Genomic DNA, 17593 nt, shown 5'->3' with positions numbered 1-17593 from the left:
GCTTGCTCGCGGAAGCCCTGTTTGCTACCTGGCGGACGTGCGTTCCCGCCCCATGCCCTGTGACGCGCGGCAGCGCCGGTCGAGCCAGGCGCTGCTCCTCGCCCTCGCGGCCACGCTCGGCAGCGCCGACGCCCTGGCGCACGGCGGAGGAGAGAAGCCGCTCGCCGCCGTGCCCGCGCCGCCCCCCGGCGACGGCGCCAAGGCGGCGCAGATCCTCCGCGAGATCGAGGGCCGCGTCGCGCCCCCGCCCGCAGCCGTCGCCGGCGAGAAGGCCGCCGACGGCGAGAAGGGCGCTGTCGGGGCGCCGCCCGTCGAGCCGATCGCAGCGAGCGGGCCTTCGCCGAGCGCCGCGAGGGTCGTGGCCGAGCCGGTGGCGCAGGCGAAGCGCGCGCTCCAGCGCGCCCAGGGCGCGCGCGCTGCGGGCGACGCGGCGCACGCGCGGCAGCTCGACGCGGTGGCCCTCGAGTGGGCGGAGACGGCGAGGACGCTGCTGCGCGCCGCTGCGGCGGAGGCGACGGCCGTGGAGGCCGCGAAGCGCGCGCGCGAGGTCGAGACGAAGCTCGAGCGGGCGCGCGCGCTGCTCGAAGAGACGCAGGCGCGGCGAGGCCGCGCCGCGGCGGAGCTCGATCGGATCGAGGCCGAGGCGCGCGAGGCGACAAGGACGGCGGCGGACGTCGAAGCGCAGCGGATCGAGGCCGGCAAGAGAGGCGCGACGCCCAAGGAGGCGAGGCCGGCGACGCGGGAGGCCGAGCGGGCCGCCGCCGCGGCGCCAGGCGCCGGGCCCAAGGGCGGCGCCGCCAAGGCGACGGCTCCCGCGGGCCAGGAGGGCAGGCCTTGAGCGCGCGTCGCCTCGCAGGGGTCGCCATCGCGGGGATGCTCCTCGGCGCGTGCGCGCCGATCCCGCGGCCAGCGGTGCTCGATGAGCTCGATCATGTCCGCGCGGGGGCGGTCGCCGCCGAGTCGAAGCGGTACGCGCCGGGCGCGTTCGCGCGGGCGGAGAAGCTCCGCGGCGACGCGCTCGCCGCGCTCGAGAGCGAGGATCGATCCGGGGCGCAGATCCTGGGCGAGCAGGCCATCGCGGCGCACGCGCACGCGCAAGCGCTCTCGCGGGTGGCTCGGGCCGAGGCGGCCGAGACCGAGGCGAAGGCGCAGCGCTCCGCCGGCGAGGCGTCGCTCGCGGGCCTCGAGGCCGAGCAGTCGCGCGTCGCGGCCGAGGTCGACGCGCTCGACATGCGGACCAAGGTCGCCCGTGACGCGCAGCCCGTGGTCCCGTCGGGCAAGGCCGACGCGGATCGCGAGAAGGCGCGCCTCGCCGCAGCGCGCTCGCTCGCGCTCCAGGCCCGCCTGCTGTGCGGCGCGGCGCGCCTCCTGATCGCGCCGGCGCCGCCGGACAGCGCGCAGCCCGCAAGCGCCGGCCCAGCTGGCGCCCAGCCCGCTGCCGCGAGCCCCGCTGGCGCTCAGCCCGTTGCCGCGAGCCCCGCTGGCACCCAGCCCGCGACCGTGAGCCCCGCTGGCGCCCAGCCCGGCAGCGCCGAGCTCGCGGCGCAGCTCGAGGGAGCGACCGCCGCGATCAAGAAGCTCGACGCGGAGCTCGCGGAGGCGAGCGGCTCCACCCGCGCGATCCCGGCGCCGATCGACCAGGCTTCCCGCGCCCGTGCGGGCTGCCTCGCCGCGCTGACGGCCGCGCGCCGCGCCGCCACGCCGGTGACCCGCGCGCCTGGCGCTGGTGATGCGCTCCTCGCAGAGCTGTCGGCCGCAGGCACCTGGTCGCCCGTCCGCGACGATCGCGGCATCGTCGTCACGCTTCGCGGGCTGTTCGCCGGCAACGCCCTCACGAAGGCCGGCGAGGCGCGCCTCCACGACCTTGCGCTGGTCGCCACGGCGCACCCCTCCTTTCCCGTGGCCGTCGTCGTGCACACGGACCGGGAGCTCAGCGCCAGGGAAGAGCCTGCATGGTCGGCGCGGGCCGATGCCGTCGTCCGCGCCCTGGGCCCGGCGCGAGGAACGGCCGCCGCGGGGGCGCCCGCGAGCCCGTCCATCGCGCCGTTCCTCGCGGGATCCGCGTCCCCGGTCGTCGATCCGGGGGGCAGCGAGCGCGCCCGCAACGCCCGGGTCGAGATCATCTTTGTAACCCCGGAAACCCTGTGAGGCGCGATGGTCCCGGCCGCCGGAACTCCGCTCGCCTCGGAGAGTCGTTCTCGATGATGCGCTCTTCCACCTTCGCCCGAAGCGAAAGCAAGCCCGCCGTGCTCGCCTGTGCGCTGGCCGCCGCCCTCGGGAGCGCGTGTCAGGAGGACGGCAAGACGTCCCAGAAGCACGCCGCGGAGCTCTGCGCCAAGCTCGCGCCGCTGGTCGCGGAGGACGTCGGCCAGGTGCGGACCGGCCTCCCCGCGGGCTCGCAGAAGCTCGCTGCGCTGGTGGACACCGACCCGGGCGCGAACCTGCTCGGGCTCCAGAAGGCGATCGCGGGGGCGCGCGCCTCGGTGAAGGAGCTCGAGTTCGCCAAGAGCACCTTCTTCTCTTTCGCCGATCCGAGCGGCACGGTGCTGCGCAGCGAGGCCGATCCGGACATGCTCGCGAACAGGTCCGTCCTGGCCTCGTTCCCCGAGCTCAGGAAGGTGCTGGCGCCGGGCAGCGGCGTCGTCGAGGCGTTCGGGGAGATGCAGGAGATGCGCGGGGTCAGGAACGGCCCCGATCTCCAGTGGGTCGCCGTGCACCCGGTCACGCGGACCGGCGGCGAGCTCCAGGGCCTCTTCGTCACGGGCTGGTCGTTCCGCGCCTACGCGTACCGGCTGCAGGAGGCGGCCAAGCGCGACATCGCCGAGCTCGCCAAGCGCGACGGGTTGAAGTCGACGCCGCTGCTCTACGTCTTCGCGTGGAAGGGCGCGAAGGCGTACGGCGGACCGGTGACGCCCGACGTCAACACCGAGGCGCTCGAGAAGCTGGACCTGCCGGCGAAGACCGCCTCGGGCCCCTGGAGCGGTACGGTGGAGATCGCCGGCCGCACCTTCGGCGCTGCGGCGCAGCGCGCTCCGGAGCTCGCCGCGGACGCCGGCGTCGCCGCGCTCGTCTCGACGCTCTGAGCGCGAGCTCCAGGGCGGCCCCCCGGCCTGCGGCCCGGGTGCTGTGACGGCCGGCGGCGGGCCTGGGGGAGATCTCCTTATCGAGCGCTACCGTGCTAGGCTGCCGAGCTCACCCCCATGCCGGCTTCCATCGATCAGCTTCTCAAGGTTTGCCGCGAGGTGATCGCGCCGCTCGTCCGAGCCGACGGCGGTGAGCTCTACATCGTGGCCGTCGAGCCCGATCACCTGACGCTCCACCTGGCCGGCGCGTGCTCGGGCTGCCCCGGGGCCATGCTCACCGCGCGCGCGGTGATCGAGCCAGCGGTTCTCGCGGTCGCGCCGTCCGCACGGGTCGTCGTGACCAACGGCATGCGTGTCCCCGACGGCGCCTCCCTCGCTTGAGGCGGGCACCCGCTGCGGAGACGGGCCCATCTCGACGTTTTCGGTGCTCAGCGCACTGGAGTGCGCTTGCGCGCCGAAAACGCCGATCTGGGCCCGTCTCCTGTGCGGGTGACCGCCTCAGCTGGACTACCGGGACCGGGAGGGAGAGCTACTTCTTTTTGCCGGGCTTGTCGGCGGAGGGGGGCGGGCCGGGAGGGGGCTCTTCCTTGCGGACGGCGGAGGCGACGGCCGGGTCGATGGCGTTCGTGTCGGCCGGCTTGTTGGGGCGAAGCGACTCGAGGCTGCCAAGCGTCACGAGGTCCTCGTAGGCGAACGCGATCTCGGAGTCGCTCCGCTCGATCGCGCGGAAGCGCGTGGCGGCGTCCTTCCAGTCGACCTCGTTGACGTAGCGGCCCTTGTCCGGAGCAGGCGGCGTCACGCGGCCAGGCACCCCGAACGCCGTCGCGAGCTTGACCACGGCGGACGCATAGTCCTTCCCGCGGGCGGCCTTCTCGCCCAGCGGGTGCTCGTCGATGATCTTCCAGAGCTTGTCCTGGATGAAGAAGAAGTACCGCTTCCCGCTGTCGCGGGTCAGCGTCATCATCGATTCCTTGTTGAGGTAGGTGTACTCGCCCTTGAGCGGCGTCCCGTCGATGCCGGTCGGCAAACTGCCAAAGTCGATGCGGCTGCGGCGGAACGCGCTCTTCTCCTCGGCGAGCTCCGCGTCGAGCGCCCGCATCTTCACGCCGGGCGAGATCGCCTTGTAACGCGGCACGTACGCCTCATCGAGCATCTTGTCGATGACCGCCGCCACCTGCTTGGTGGTCATGCCCCAGGCGATGCCCGGAGGCGTCAGCGCGATCGTCTTCTTCGTCACCGGCGTATCGGCCGGCTTGGCAGGAGCGGCGGCGGGCGCCCCGCTCTTCCCCGGCTTCTGCTGGGCAGCCGCCACGGTCGCACTCGTGATCGCCGTAAGGCCCAGCCCCAGAGCCAGCGCCGCTCCCAGGAGCCTCTTCGCTTTCATGTTCCTCCTCCAGCCGGCGCAGGCCCTGTCCCTGCGCTCTGTGCAATCGCAAAAGCCAGGAAACCCAGCCCGGCAAGCCGGAGAACGCTAGCACCTGCGGTAGGACAGGAGAATAGGTTCTCCGCACCGAGCGGGGTCGACCGCCGTTGGACGATCGCTCGGCCGGATCGATGGAGAGCGAGCGCAAGGCGGATCGCGAATCGGATCGCGACGAGGGCAAAACAGCCTCGGCAGCGCGTGTGGCCGGTGTGTGCCGGGTCCTGACAGGGAACGGCCGACGTGCTACGAGCTCTGGCCCCAAGGATGATCCCTGCCGCCGGTGCTGCACCTTTGCGCCTTGCGCTCGCCGCGCTGGCGGCCCTTGGCCCCGCCGGCGGCTGCGTCGCCGATCACGAGCGCCCCGCGGCGTCCGTCGATCCAGAGGCCGGCCTGCCCGCATGGGAGGGGCGCGCGCGCGAGGTCTTCGACGACAACATCGAGCCTGCCGCCGTGGGCTTCTCGCTGGACGGCCCCTCGCCCAGATCGGACCCGTTCCTCCGCGAGAGGGCGCAGACGGCAGACGTTGTCGCGCGGGTCCGCGTCAACACGGTGACCGTCGACTCGATCGGCGAGCAGAGCACCTACCACCTCGGGATCCAGGTCGGCTACCCTCCGCTGACCACACCCCGGGCGCCGGACCGGACGTTCGAGCTCCACATCCGGCCGCAGAGCCGCGCGTTCGGCGTCGCGAAGGCGATCGACGCGCGGCTCCGCGGGCTCACCTTCATCGCCTTCATCCGGCGCTTCGCCGGCGAGGCTGGCGAGCCGGAGATCCACTGGCACCTTTCACCTGATACAGCGGAGGTCGCCGCGGCCGTCAAGGAGGCCGTCGTCCTCGGGGAGCTGTCTGCGCCGTGAGCAACGTGAGCATCAAGACGGTCAAGGAAGTCGACGCCCTCCGCACAGCCTCGCAGATGGCTGCGGAGACGCTCCTCGGCGTCGGCGAAATGATCCGCGCCGGCATCACCACCGAGGACATCAACACCTTCGTCCACGAGGACACGATCCGCCGCGGCGGCTACCCCGCGCCGCTCAACTACCACGGGTTCCCGAAGAGCGTCTGCACCTCGATCAACGAGGTGGTCTGCCACGGCATCCCGTGCGACCGCGTCCTCGTTCCGGGAGACATCATCAACGTGGACGTCACCACGATCTACAACGGCTTTTACGGTGACACGTCCGCGACCTTCTACATCGGCAAGCCATCGGCCGAGGCGAAGCACGTGACCGAGGTGTCCCGGCGCAGCCTGCAGCTCGGCATCGCCCAGGTCCGGGACGGCGCGCGCCTCGGCGACATCGGGGCCGCCATCCAGGAATTCGCCGAGGGCGAGGGCTGCTCGGTGGTGCGGGCCTTCGTCGGGCACGGCATCGGGCGGCGCTTCCACGAGGCGCCGCAGGTCTCGCACGTGGGCAAGTACGGCAGCGGCGCCCGCCTCCGCGCCGGCATGTGCTTCACGATCGAGCCGATGATCAACCTCGGCACCTACGAGGTCGAGATCCAGGAAGACAAGTGGACCGCGCTGACGGCCGATCGCTCGCTGTCGGCGCAGTTCGAGCACACCATCGTCGTGACGAGGAACGGCTGCGAGGTGCTGACCCGTCGCAGCCGGCCGCTCGCGAACAGCGAGATCTTCGCCGATCCGTTCGCCGTCTCCGCGGCGCGAGCGCTCTGACGCAGAGCGCGCTCGACGCGCTCGACGCGCTCGACGCGCTCGACGTCAATTGCGCGCCGCGCCCGGACCACGCGCGCCGGCCAGCCCCGGCCACGAGGGCCGACGCGGCGGTGAGCTGACGTGGGCCGGATCTGTCGATCAGGACCGAGTTTTGTCGACCGTCCGGCCGGCGATTGGGAGTAGAAGCAGGGGCATGGCCTTGGACGAAGCGTCGCGTGCCCGCATCGCGCCGTATGTGTCGAGCCCGACGGCCGACGTCTTCTCGCTGTCGGGTCTGCCGGAAGAAGTCATCGCCGTCCTGTTCGCGTACTACTCGCGCAGCCGGGACGATCTGCGCACCAACCTGGCGCGCCTGCTCGGCGACGAGGAGCTCGACGTCGCCCCGGAGGCCGACGGCCGGCCGCGCCGGGGCCTCGCGTTCGCGTCGGACAAGGCGCGGAGCTTCCACGAGAAATGGGTCGTGGGCTACGGCCACGCGTCGGTCGCCGAGCACGCCGTCGTGCACCTCGCGATCGAGAACGTCAGCATCGTCGCCTCCAAGGTGATCGAGGACCTGCGGCTCGGCTCGTACACGGAGAAGAGCACGCGCTACGTGGTCTTCGATCAGCACTCGTTCATCGATCTGCCGGAGCTCGACGCCGAGCACGCCGCGAAATACAAGGCGTCCAGCGAGCGGCTCTTCGCGACCTACCTCGACCTCGTCCCCAGGGTGACCGAGCGGCTCGGCGCGCGCTCGCCGAAGCCCGAGAAGATGTCGGACGCGGCCTACAAGGGGGCGCTGCGCGCGCAGGCGTGCGATCTCCTGCGCGGCCTCCTGCCGGCGGGGACGCGGACGAACATCGGCCTCACCGCGAACGCGAGGGCCCTCGAGATCCTGCTCACGAAGATGCTGTCGCACCCGCTCGAGGAGGTGCGCAGGGTCGCCCGCGACATGCACACGGCGGCGCTGGCCGTGACACCGACGCTCGTGAAGTACGCCGCGCCGAACGAGCTCCGGCAGACGCTGCAGGCCACGGTCGCCGCGGCGATGAAGCGGGTCTACACGCCGCCGGAGGAGGGCGTGAGCGCGACGATGGTGATCAACCAGCCCGTCCGGCTGGTGCGCTACGACAAGGACGCGCTGGAGCGCGTCGCGCTCGCGCTCGCGTACGACGGCAGCGATCCGGGCGTGCACGCCTACAACCTGAGCGACGCGCTCCGCCGCGCGACATTGCCGGAGCTCATCGGGATCGCGAAGGCCGCGTGCGAGAAGCGCGGCCCGTACGACGCGCCGCCGCGCGCGTTCGAGGCGTCGAGCATGACCTTCGAGCTGATGCTCGACTACGGCGCGTACCGCGACCTGCAGCGCCACCGGATGCTGACGCCCGCGACGCAGCGGCTCACCTGCAGGCTCGGCTTCGAGACGCCGCAGGCCCTCTCGGAGCTCGGCCACGCCGAGGCGTATCAGGACGCGATGCTCGCCGCGCGCGACGCGTGGAACGCGATGGAGGAGCGCTACCCCCTCGAGTCGCAGTACGCGGTGCCGCTCGGCTTCCGCGTGAGGACCCTCTGGACGCTGAACCTGCGCGAGCTCTTCCACGTCATCGAGCTCCGCTCGGCGAAGCAGGGGCACACGAGCTACCGGCGCATGGCCCAGGGGCTCTACCGCACCGCGATCACGGTGCACCCCTGGCTCAAGGACCTGATCCGCGTCGATCTGAACGACTACGCGCTCGCGCGTAGCTGATCCGCGCCACGCGACCCGCCTCGGGTAGGCCGCCGCAGAGCGGCGGTCCCCCGCCTCGGGTAGGCCGTCGCAGAGCGGCGGTCACCCGCACAGGAGACGGGTCCAGATCGGCGTTTTCGGCGCGCAAGCGCACGAAAGGGAGCTGAGCACCGAAAACGTCGAGATGGACCCGTATCCGAAGCGGGTGACCGCCGCTCAGAGGCGCGCGGCTTCGATGAGCTCCGTCGCGGCCCGGATGGACGCGCCGGTGACCTTCGCCCCCGACAGCATCCGCGCCACCTCGGCGATGCGGTCCTTCTTGTCGACGCGCGTGACCGAGCTCTTGGCGATGCCGCCCGCGTTCTCCTTGGCGACGACGAAGTGAGCGCCGGCGAACGCCGCGATGGGCGCGAGGTGGGTGATGCAGAGCACCTGGTGGTGGCGCGCCACGTCGCCGATCGCGCGCCCGATCTTGTCGGCGACGGCGCCGCCGACGCCGCTGTCGACCTCGTCGAAGACGTAGAGGCCGGCGGGCCCGCACTCCGCGAGCACCCGCTTCAGGGCGAGCAGGGCGCGCGAGAGCTCGCCGCCCGAGGCGATGCGGCGCAGGGGGCGAGGCTCGATCCCCTTGTTGGGCGAGATGAGGAACTCGACGCGGTCGATGCCGTCCTGGCCGAGGCGGGCGCCGTCGACGACCAGCTCGGCGCGGTCGCCGCCGTGCGGCTCGATGTCCACGACGACCCGCGCCCCGCCCATGCCGAGATCGGCGAGCTCCGTGGAGATCGCGGCGCCGAGCTTCTCGCCGGCCTTCCGCCGCTTCGCCGAGAGCTTGCGGGCGCGCTCGGCGGCGACGGCGAGCAAGGCGTCGCGCCGCCGCTCGAGCTCCGCGACGTGGCTCTCGACCCCCGTGAGGCGCTCCAGCTCGGCCGAGAGGCGCGCCCGCGCGGCGAGCACGTCGTCGAGCGTGGGGCCGTGCTGCCGGAGCAGGCCCTCGAGGCGGTACATGCGATCCTCGATCTCGGAGAGGCGATCCGGGTCGGCCTCCGCGCGCTCGGCGTAACGGGCGATCTGGCGGGCCGCCTCGCTGAGCTCCGTCCAGCAGCCGTCGACCGCGCGGGCGACATCGTCGAGCGCAGGATCGATCTCCGCCGCGGCCCGGAGCTCCGAGGCGAGGCGCGCGAGGTCGTCGCACATCGCGTCGTCCCCTTGATCGAGGCGGGACGCTGCGCGCCGCGTGATGTCGTGCAGGCGGCCCGCGTGGCGGAGCCGGTTGCGCTCGGCCGCGAGATCGGCGAGCTCGCCGGGGCGCGGCGACAGCGCGTCGATGGCCTGGAGCTGGAAGGAGAGGAACGCCTCGCGCTCGCCGCGGCCGCGCTCGAGCTCGCGGGCGGCCCTGAGCTCGGCGGTGAGCGCCTCGAGCGCGCTGACGTCCGCCGCGAGCTCGCTGCGCGCAGGCACGAGGCGGCCGAAGCGATCGAGGTAGCCGAGGTGCGTCGACGGATCGGTCAGCGCCACGCTCTCGTGCTGCGAGGCGACGTCGGCGAGCTCCGGGGCGAGCGCCTGGAGCTCGCCCGCGGTGCAGAGGCGGCCGTTCAGGTAGGCGCGCGAGCGGCCGGTCGCCTGGACCACGCGGCGGACCACGAGCTCGCCCTCGCTCGCGATGCCTGCGGCGTCGAGCATCGCCATCGCGCGATCGGAGCCGCGCACGTCGAAGAGCGCCTCGATCTCGGCCTCGTCCGCGCCGGGGCGGACCTGCTCGGCGCTCGCGCGGCCGCCGAGGACCAGCGAGAGCGCGCCCACGACGATGGACTTGCCCGCGCCCGTCTCGCCGGTGAGCACGTTGAACCCAGGTTCGAGCCGGAGCTCGAGGGCGTCCATCAGGATGAAGTTCTTGACCCGAAGCGCGACCAGCACAGCGGCGGGAGGATAGAAAGCTTTCGACCCGTCGTCAGCGGATCTTCACCTGCTTCATGACGGTGACCGGAATTCCTTCGAAAGGCGGCACCGCGACGTCGCGGAATGCAGCGGCGATGCACCCGGCGGTGGCGGTCCCGACCAGGTCGCCCCCCTCCACGCGCGCCGACATGGCCTTCCCCGTGGGCGCGAAGGTGACGGCCACGCGAGCCGTGCCGGTGAGGCCCTCGCCGGTGCAGCCGGCGGCGGCCGCCGCCGCGGACGCGAGGACGCTGGACGCCGCGCTCTGATCGAAGCGCGCTGGCTCGTCCTTCGCGGGAAGGAGCGGCGCGCCCGGCGGCGGCTGCTTGCCCGTCGGCTTGGCGCGCTCGGGCTCGCTCGGCGCCGTGGCCCGGGCAGGGCGCTCGGAACCATCACGCTTCTCGCTGGCTCGCGGCGCGGAGGTCGCCGCCGGCGCAGCGGTGGCCGCTGGCGCGGCGCTCGCCGCCGGCGCGGCGGTCGCCGCCGGCGCGGTGGTCGCCGCTGGTGCGGCGGCGGTCGCTGCTGGCGCGGCGGTGGGCTCGGGTGCCGCCCCAGGAGCAGCCCCTGCCTGCACGGGCTGCGGGGGTGCAGCTGGCTCGCCGGCCGGACCGGCGGAGGCGGCCAGCGCCTGCTCCGCAGGGCCGGGAGCGGCGGACGGCGGATCCGCGGCCGGCTCGTCATCCAGAGACGGCTCCCGGTCGGCGGTCTGGCCAGCGGGAGCCGTCGCGGCCATCGACGGATGCGGCGCCGCTTCGAGCGCGCCACTGCTGCCTGCGGGGGCGTTCTGGGTCGCCACGGCGCTGGACGAGCGGCCGTGAGCCTGCGCGAGGTAGAGCGCAGCGCCGAACACGATGAAGACGACGGTCACCCAGCCGGCGAGCGCCAGGTTCTGGCGCGATGCCGGCGTCGAGAGGGCGCGCAGCTTCTCGGACACGAGGGAGCCGGCCGTGATCGAGGTGCGCACCGGCGTCTCTTCCCCGGACGACGTGTGTCCCTCGACGGCAGGGAGCTCGGGCTCGACGGGCTGCGAGGGGAACGAGGGGTCCAAGCTCCGCCCAGCGGCGGCGTCGTCGAACAGCCCGCCGTTGATGCTCAGGATCTCGTCATCGGCCCGGTCGTCGTTGCGGCGCGCTTCGCCCTCCGCGCCGGGCGGCGGCGCCATGCTGCGCAGATCGATCAGGCCCGAGGTCTCCTTGCGCTCGGCGCGCCCGCGAGGCTCGGCCTGGCTGTGCCAGTCGCCCGCCGCGTGGGCGGTCGACCGCGGAGAGAGGTTCGTGAGCGCGAGGGGCTCGTGCGACGGCCGCTCGTCGCTCCCCTGATCCCGCTGCCCTCCCGCGGCGCCCTGCGCCTCGGCCGCCTTGGACCTGGCGCGGTCTCGCCGCTGCTCCTCGGCGGCGCGCGGCGAGCTCGCGGCCGGCGACGGGGCGAGCGAACCCAGCAAGGCGAGGTCCGCTGGAGAGGCGTCGGCGGGCTGCGCGGCGCTCGGGCCGGACCGGGCGCGCCGCGCGGACGGCATGGGCTGCGGGGCGAGCGCCGCCATGGCCTGCACGTCCTGGAGCCGGAGCTCGGGCGACGAGCGGTGCGACGACGGCCGGCCCTCGTCGATGGACAGCGGCGCCGACGGTATCTCGGAGAGCGGCGCCGGCGGCATCTCCGACGGCGGCGCGATGGGCCGCGAGGAGCCGCCAGCGCGCGGGACAGCGGCGGTCCGCGGACGCGCGAGCGCCGCCGTGACGCGCTGCTCGCGCCGCGCAGGCGGTCGCGCCGGGACCGGCGTGCGCGGGGTCGCGCGGGGTGCGGCGGCGGGCTCGAGCGGAGGCGCGGGCTGGCTCGCGCGCTCCTCCTCGATGGCGTGCGAGCCGAACGAGAGCGAGGGCGGCTCGATCCCCGGGGAGAGCATCTGCGCGAGGTCCTGGATCGAGACGGGATCCGAGTCCGCGGGAGGGAGCGCGGACGGGCTCCGGCCGGCCGGCGCCGCCACGGCGCGGGGCGCGTCGTCCCAGGAGAGGCCGGCGAACGTGCGATGCCGCGCCGGGACCTCGCGCCGGCCCAGCCCGCCGTCCGGCGTCACGACGGCGTGCTCGAGCGAGGCCTCGGCCGCCGCGTCGAACGCATCCAGCGGGTGCGCCCTCGGGCTGGACTCGGGCGCGGCGTCCAGCTCCTGCTGGGCGATCCGCTCCGCGAGCGTGAGCCCTCGCCTGCGCGCGGCCGGCGCCGGCGCTGCGCGCCGCTCCGTGTCGCCCGCGGTCTCCAGCCGGCGCTGGATGTCAGCGCCCGGGAGCGTCGTCTCGGCGTCCAGCACATCGCTCGACAGCCCGGCCCCCGTCTCCGAGCGGCGCCCGGAGGAAGGCTTCACGCGCTCGGGCTCGCTCGATGGCTCCCGCCGGTCGCGTCCGTTCGCGGAGCTCGGAACGCCCGAGGGGGAAGACCGTGGCTCACCCCTTTCGGACGCGGACTGCTTGCTCTTCGCGCGACACGTCTTGCAGACAAACGGCAAGGACGGACGCATCTCGCGTCCTACACCGATCTCCACGTAGGTCCTGCAGAGAGAGCAGGCGAGTTGCACCTTGAGAAGAGAATCGCGCAGCTCGCCAGCACGCGCAATCTTCTTCACAGGTGACCAGGGCGGTCGTCCTCGGGCCCGCCCGCTCCGCCCGGCTCGGGGGCCGCGGGATTCCGCCGGATCCCGCTGGATTTGCCTAGGCGGAGGGCTCGCCGGCGAGCGCGGGCAGGGGCGCGGGCGGGCGCACCCAGCGTTGCTCCAACCACTCCAGCGAGACCGGCGCGCTCCGCAGCGCCGCGTCGACGGCCCGCGCGACCGGATCGGGGGCGGGGGCGGACCCGGAGGCGCGGGTCGACAGGATCCAGTTCGACAGCTCGTAGTGGTGGAGGAGCGGCGCGAACCGGTGGGCGTCGAAGCCGGCGAGGATCTCCGCGGCGCGGCTCAGGCGATCGCAGCGCACGAGCGCCGTGGTGACGTCGAACAGCAGGGCGCGGAGGTCCTCGAAGGCGCGCTCCGGGTCCGCGGACACGCCCTCCAGGAGCGCCTCGAACCCGGCGTCGGAGAGGCCGGCCGCCTCGGCCGCCTCGGCCATCGCGGGCACCTGCGTGGCCAGGAAGTCGGAGCTGGGAGCGTGCCCAAGGAGGCGCCCGACGAGGTACAGATCGAACGCGCTGGCGATGGCCTCGGCGAGCAGGAGCGACTCCGCGCTGGGCGGAGCGCCGCCGCCCGCGGCCGTGAGCGCGCGGTGGGCGAGGTGGTGCCACGCGACGTGCGCGACGACGTCGGCGGCGAGGTGATCGCCGGCGATCAGGTCGCCTTGCTCGCTCTGGCTCCAGAACGTCAGGTTCAAGAAGACGACGCGATCCCAGCTCGCATCGCCCTCGGGCACGCGAAAGCGGTACCCGTCGCGCCGGAGTGCCTGCTTCAGATCGTCGTAGAGCGCGACGTGGCGGAAGGAGCGCTCGTCGTCGATGGTCAGCTCGTCCAGGGTCAAGGTTCGCAGCTTCACGCGGCGGACATTAGACCCGGAACGTTTCGTCAGCCACAGCGGAGGCCCGGCGAGGACGGCCCCGGCGGAGGCCCGGAAGAACCGGGCGGCGTCGCGTGTTTTGGGCCGAGGGCGGGGTTTTCCCGACCAGGGCCGCAAGTTCTCGCCCCTGGCCGGGTGTTGCAAGCGCCGCCGGCTTAGGCATGATGCGCCCGTTCCTGCGCCAGCCGAGGAGGCACACCGAATGATTTCCGTCAGGTCTCTCTGTTCTATCGCGCTCGTGCTCGTCGCCAGCGGTGCTGCCGGCTGCAAGGAGGACCCGCCTCCTCCCCAGCCGGAGCCGGCAAGCTCCGCGGCGGCGAACGCGAACAAGGGAAAGGCGAGCCTGCGGACGCCCGTGTCGCCGATGGCGAAGGTCGACCCGCAGTCGATGAAGGAGTACCGCGTCGACGTCTGCTACTTCGGGACGCTCTCGCTGAAGCAGGCCCGCGACGCGTACCTCGCGAGCCTCGGCAAGGACGAGCCCAGCGAGAAGAAGATCCCGAGCTTCGGCAACGACGATCAGGCGAAGGCCGGAGACGCCGCGAAGGGCCCGCTCCCCGCGAAGGCGCCCGGCGCCGCCGCCGCGCCGAAGACGACAGGCCTGCCCGGCACCGCCGCGGCGCCGGGAGGCACCGGCGCCCCCGTCGCCAAGGGCCCGACGGCGCCGCCCGGCAAGGTGGATGAGCGCCGGCCGATCAACTTCAGCGCGCGCGCGCCGCACGAGCGCAACGCGCGCGCCTGCACCGTCGCCCTCAGCCTCAAGGAGCCGGCCATGGCGGACGTCGACGCCGCGCTCGCGGAGTACGCGCCGTTCGCGACGGAGCTGGCGAAGAACATCGCCGCGGCGGCCAACTACTACCAGCGCGAGGAGTACAAGAAGGACAGCTTCGCGAAGGGCAAGGAGCTCCACGCGAAGCTCGTCGCCGACTTCCAGAAGCTCGACGCGCACTCCGACAAGCTCGGCCTCGCGGTGTCCGCGTGGCACTCGTCCCACCTGCCCGACCTCGCGAAGGCGGAGGAGGGACAGAAGGAGGCGATCACGGCGCTCGAGGACGCGCGCGCGCTCATGCTGATCCTCGCCAGCAAGAACGTCGATCCCGCGGCGGAGAAGACCGCGCTCCAGAAGCTGGAGGCGTCCGCGGCCGCGCTCAAGGAGTACGGCTCGACCCACCAGACCGACCCGTGGGCCAAGATCATGGAGCCCGCGGTCGCCGGCTTCATCCGCGACGTGAAGGCGGCGGAGCCCAAGCTGACGGACAAGGGGATCACCTCCCCTGCCCTGTTCCTGCCGGTCGTCACGAGCTTCGTGTCGGTGATCGAGGGGAAGCACCGCGCGCTCTCCCGCTCGCTCATGGCGAAGAGCCAGGCGGCGACGCGCGAGGCCACCGGGGCCGTGCAGCCTGCCGCGCCGGCCGCGCCGGCCGCGCCGGCCGCCCCTGAGCCCGAGAAGGAGTGACGCGCCCGGGCGCGCTCCCCGCGAGGGGGGCGCGCTCCTCCCACGAGGGAGGCACGGGCCGATCGCGCAGCGCCTCCGCCGGAGGCGCGGGCGCGATCAGAACGGGCGGCCTGTGCGGCGGGCGATCGCGAGGCGGTAGAGGGCCTCGTACTGCCGCGCGGCTTGCGCCCAGCCGAAGTTCTTCTTCATCGCCCGCAGCTGCATCGACCGGAAGTAGGCCGGGTCGGCGCGGTAGAGGTGCACCGCCCACGCGACGGTGTTCCCGAGCGCGCTCGACGACATCTCCTCGAACTTGAAGCCGGTGACGTTGTTCTCGACCGTGTCGTCGAGGCCGCCGACCGCGCGCACGACCGGCAGCGTCCCGTAGCGCTGGCTGTACATCTGGTTCAGCCCGCAGGGCTCGTAGCGCGACGGCATCAGGAAGAGGTCGGCGCCCGCCTCGATGCGGTGGGCGAGCCCCTCGTTCATGCCGACGTAGACGCGGAAGCGGTCGCTCGCGCCGGAGATCCGCGAGAAGAGGTCCTCCGCCCAGCGCTCGCCGGAGCCCAGGACGATGAGCTGGACGTCGAGCGAGAGGATGTGATCGAGCGCGCCCGCGAGGATGTCGATCCCCTTCTGGGTCGCCAGGCGGCTGATGAGCCCGAGGAGCGGGACGTCGGGGCGCTCCTCGAGCCCCATCTCTCGCTGGAGCGCCGCCTTGCAGAGGCGCTTGTTGCCGAGATCCTCGGCGGAGAACGGCGCCGCGATGTGGGGATCGGTCGCGGGGTTCCAGATGGAATCGTCGATGCCGTTGAGGATCCCGATCACGTCGGTGCCGCGATCCCGCAGCACGCCGTCGAGCCCCTCCCCGCCCTCCCACGTCTGGATCTCCTGCGCGTACCTGGGGGAGACCGTGGAGACGAGCGTGGCGTTGTAGATGCCGCCCTTGAGCAGGTTGATGCTGTCGTACGCCTCCAGGCAGAACCTGTGGAACTGATCCCACCCGAGCCCGGTCGTGGGGAGCTGTCCCTTGTTGAACCAGCCCTGGTAGCCGAGGTTGTGGATGGTCAGCACGGACGCGGCGCGCGCGAGCGGCGACCGGTGCTCGAGGACGTTGAGGTAGAGCGGGACGAGCGCCGACTGCCAGTCGTGGACGTGGACGATGTCCGGCCAGAACTCGAGCGCGTGGCAGAGCTGCAGCGCGCCGCGCGACAGGAGCGCGTAGCGGGCGAGGTTGTCGCCGAACTCGCCGTGCGGGTCGCCGTAGATGCCGTCGCGATCGTAGAGCACGTCGTGCTCGAGCAGGTACACGCGGGGCGCAGGCGCGCCGGGCGTCCCGGGATCGAGGCGCGTCTCCCAGACGGCGGTCCACGCCTCGCCGCCGCCGAGGGGCACGCCGAGCGAGAGCGGTAGCCGGTGCGGCACGAAGCGCTCCGCCGGAGGCTCGCCGTCTCCGCCTCGGGCCGCGTCGGCCACCGGAGCGGCGTCGGCCGCCGGGACGGCGTCGGCCGCCGGGACGGCATCGGCCGCCGGGGCGGCGCCGGCCGATGGAACCGCGTCAGCCGCTGAGGCGGCGAGCCCGTTACCGGCGGCCGCAGCGGCGACGGCCGGCGCCGCGACGGCCTCGCTGCCCGCGGGCCGCTGCTCGGCGAGCGCGATCTGGCGGGCGAGGTAGCGCTTGGCGACACGGTACGCCGGCATCACGACGCGCACGTCGTGACCGGCCGCGGCGAGCGCGATCGGCAGCGCGCCCGCCACGTCGGCTAGACCACCTGTCTTGCTGAAGGGAACGCACTCGGACACCACGAAGAGAATTTTGAGGCGCGGCATGGACATGGGGAGGAGGGGGAGCGCGCCCCCGACTCAAGGCGAGCGCGTCGCGTTCCTTCTACCAGCTTCGCGCGCGATCTTGACCACGCGATCGACAGAGCGCGCGAGACCGAGCGCCGACGTGTCCACCGCGAAGTCGGCCTGCTCATAGAGCGCGCGCCGCGCCTGGAAGAGCGCCCGGAGCTCCTTCATGGCGTCGGCCCGGTTGGCCATGGGGCGCGCGTCCCCCTGCTCGACCACGCGGCGCCAGTGGTCCTCGGGTGTCGCCCGGAGCCACACCGTCACCGCACAGCGCCTCAGCCGCTCGAAGGTCGCCGGATCGGTCACCAGGCCGCCGCCCGTGGCCACGATCCCGTGGGCGCGCGTGCCTTCGAGCCGCGCGAGCTCCTCGCGCTCCAGCCGCCGGTAGTAGGCGTTTCCGTGGATCTCGAACAGGGCGGCGAGGCTCATCCCCGCGCGCGAGGCCACGAGGCCGTCGAGCTCGAGGAAGGGCACGCCGAGCCGCGCCGCGGCGCGGCCGCCGATCGTGGTCTTGCCGGCCCCGCGCAGGCCGAGCAGCGCGACGAGGGGCGCGCCCGCCCCTCCCCCCGCCTCGCCGGCCGACCGGCCGCGCGGCGGCGCCTCCTCGCCGAGCTCGCCGGCCGAGAGCAGCGCGGCGGCCGAGGTGCCCAGCGCGCGGCCGATGTCCTCGAGCCGCACCACGGAAACGTTCGCCCGCCCGCTCTCGAGCAGCACCAGGAAGCGCTCGCTCACGCCGGCGAGCCCGGCGAGCTCACGCAAGGTGAGCGCGAGCTCCGTCCGCCGCAGCCGGAGCCGACCGCCGAGGCGCGCGAGGATCGGCGGCGCGCCGTCCGCGCCGTCCGCGGCGCCCGCCGCGCCGGCCTCCGGCCCCTGACCTGCCCGCGCCCTGCGCGATGTCTGACGGGACGCCATCTCGTCGATGCACTATATTTCATGAAAGCCGGACCAACAAGAA

At 73.5% G+C, this 17593-nt stretch carries 14 protein-coding genes; 8 read left to right on the top strand and 6 right to left on the bottom strand.

Going from position 1 to position 17593, the window contains the following annotated elements; genetic code table 11:
* Positions 1-52 precede the first annotated feature (52 nt).
* The 4 genes from WMF14_RS06205 (at position 53) to WMF14_RS06190 (ending at position 3464) form a co-directional block, all read left to right on the top strand.
* Entirely contained in the window at positions 53-838 is a 786-nt protein-coding gene (locus tag WMF14_RS06205) for a hypothetical protein (RefSeq protein WP_437799255.1), read from the top strand.
* Entirely contained in the window at positions 835-2148 is a 1314-nt protein-coding gene (locus WMF14_RS06200) for a hypothetical protein (protein ID WP_437799254.1), read from the top strand. The genes WMF14_RS06205 and WMF14_RS06200 overlap by 4 nt, the downstream gene beginning before the upstream one ends.
* 98 nt (positions 2149-2246) lie before the next feature.
* Positions 2247-3083, top strand: a complete 837-nt coding sequence (locus WMF14_RS06195; RefSeq protein WP_437799252.1) for a hypothetical protein — start codon at positions 2247-2249, stop codon at positions 3081-3083.
* Positions 3084-3200: 117 nt separating this feature from the next.
* A complete protein-coding gene (locus WMF14_RS06190; protein ID WP_272100611.1) occupies positions 3201-3464 on the top strand; it encodes a NifU family protein in 264 nt (87 codons plus the stop codon).
* Positions 3465-3612: 148 nt separating this feature from the next.
* Here the strand turns inward: WMF14_RS06190 and WMF14_RS06185 are convergent, their stop codons facing one another.
* Positions 3613-4467, bottom strand: a complete 855-nt coding sequence (locus WMF14_RS06185) for a hypothetical protein (RefSeq protein WP_437799251.1) — start codon at positions 4465-4467, stop codon at positions 3613-3615.
* A 303-nt stretch (positions 4468-4770) separates the two neighbouring features.
* Between WMF14_RS06185 and WMF14_RS06180 the strand changes: the two genes are divergently transcribed.
* The 3 genes from WMF14_RS06180 (at position 4771) to WMF14_RS06170 (ending at position 7905) form a co-directional block, all read left to right on the top strand.
* Positions 4771-5364, top strand: a complete 594-nt coding sequence (locus tag WMF14_RS06180) for a cobalamin ABC transporter substrate-binding protein (RefSeq protein ID WP_437799250.1) — start codon at positions 4771-4773, stop codon at positions 5362-5364.
* Positions 5361-6179, top strand: coding sequence for a type I methionyl aminopeptidase (map, locus tag WMF14_RS06175; protein ID WP_272100605.1), 819 nt, complete (start codon positions 5361-5363; stop codon positions 6177-6179). Before WMF14_RS06180 ends, map begins: the two co-directional genes overlap by 4 nt.
* Positions 6180-6372: 193 nt before the next feature.
* Positions 6373-7905, top strand: coding sequence for an FAD-dependent thymidylate synthase (locus WMF14_RS06170; RefSeq protein WP_437799249.1), 1533 nt, complete (start codon positions 6373-6375; stop codon positions 7903-7905).
* A gap of 195 nt (positions 7906-8100) precedes the next feature.
* Here WMF14_RS06170 and recN read toward each other — a convergent pair whose 3' ends face one another.
* From recN to WMF14_RS06155, 3 genes are all read right to left on the bottom strand, one after another.
* Positions 8101-9798 carry a DNA repair protein RecN gene (gene recN / locus WMF14_RS06165; protein ID WP_437799248.1) on the bottom strand — a complete coding sequence of 566 codons (1698 nt, stop codon included), beginning with the start codon at positions 9796-9798 and terminating at the stop codon, positions 8101-8103.
* A gap of 34 nt (positions 9799-9832) precedes the next feature.
* Complete coding sequence (locus WMF14_RS06160) at positions 9833-12175, bottom strand: hypothetical protein (RefSeq protein WP_437799247.1); 2343 nt, start codon at positions 12173-12175, stop codon at positions 9833-9835.
* Between the two features lie 343 nt (positions 12176-12518).
* Positions 12519-13331: a hypothetical protein gene (locus WMF14_RS06155; RefSeq protein WP_437799246.1), complete on the bottom strand. Its 813-nt coding sequence runs from the start codon at positions 13329-13331 to the stop codon at positions 12519-12521.
* Between the two features lie 223 nt (positions 13332-13554).
* Here WMF14_RS06155 and WMF14_RS06150 point away from each other — a divergent pair, with 223 nt between their 5' ends.
* Entirely contained in the window at positions 13555-14808 is a 1254-nt protein-coding gene (locus tag WMF14_RS06150; RefSeq protein ID WP_437799244.1) for a DUF3829 domain-containing protein, read from the top strand.
* 96 nt (positions 14809-14904) lie between these two features.
* Here WMF14_RS06150 and WMF14_RS06145 read toward each other — a convergent pair whose 3' ends face one another.
* Complete coding sequence (locus WMF14_RS06145; protein WP_437799243.1) at positions 14905-16617, bottom strand: glycogen synthase; 1713 nt, start codon at positions 16615-16617, stop codon at positions 14905-14907.
* 33 nt (positions 16618-16650) lie between these two features.
* Positions 16651-17550 carry a shikimate kinase gene (locus WMF14_RS06140; RefSeq protein ID WP_437799242.1) on the bottom strand — a complete coding sequence of 300 codons (900 nt, stop codon included), beginning with the start codon at positions 17548-17550 and terminating at the stop codon, positions 16651-16653.
* Positions 17551-17593 lie beyond the last annotated feature (43 nt).

This window comes from Sorangium sp. So ce693, assembly GCF_051521375.1.
Classification (GTDB): domain Bacteria; phylum Myxococcota_A; class Polyangia; order Polyangiales; family Polyangiaceae; genus Sorangium; species Sorangium atrum.
Note: the sequence above shows the minus strand (reverse complement) of the source record. Positions and strands in the feature narration are given on the sequence as shown.

Bases quoted from the DNA above. Each gene is read 5' to 3' on its own strand.
- WMF14_RS06205 (WP_437799255.1), top strand. From the start codon at position 53: ATGCCCTGTGACGCGCGGCAGCGCCGGTCGAGCCAGGCGCTGCTCCTC.
- WMF14_RS06190 (WP_272100611.1), top strand. From the start codon at position 3,201: ATGCCGGCTTCCATCGATCAGCTTCTCAAGGTTTGCCGCGAGGTGATC.
- WMF14_RS06185 (WP_437799251.1), bottom strand. From the start codon at position 4,467: ATGAAAGCGAAGAGGCTCCTGGGAGCGGCGCTGGCTCTGGGGCTGGGC.
- WMF14_RS06180 (WP_437799250.1), top strand. From the start codon at position 4,771: ATGATCCCTGCCGCCGGTGCTGCACCTTTGCGCCTTGCGCTCGCCGCG.
- WMF14_RS06170 (WP_437799249.1), top strand. From the start codon at position 6,373: ATGGCCTTGGACGAAGCGTCGCGTGCCCGCATCGCGCCGTATGTGTCG.
- WMF14_RS06150 (WP_437799244.1), top strand. From the start codon at position 13,555: ATGATTTCCGTCAGGTCTCTCTGTTCTATCGCGCTCGTGCTCGTCGCC.
- WMF14_RS06145 (WP_437799243.1), bottom strand. From the start codon at position 16,617: ATGCCGCGCCTCAAAATTCTCTTCGTGGTGTCCGAGTGCGTTCCCTTC.
- WMF14_RS06140 (WP_437799242.1), bottom strand. From the start codon at position 17,550: ATGGCGTCCCGTCAGACATCGCGCAGGGCGCGGGCAGGTCAGGGGCCG.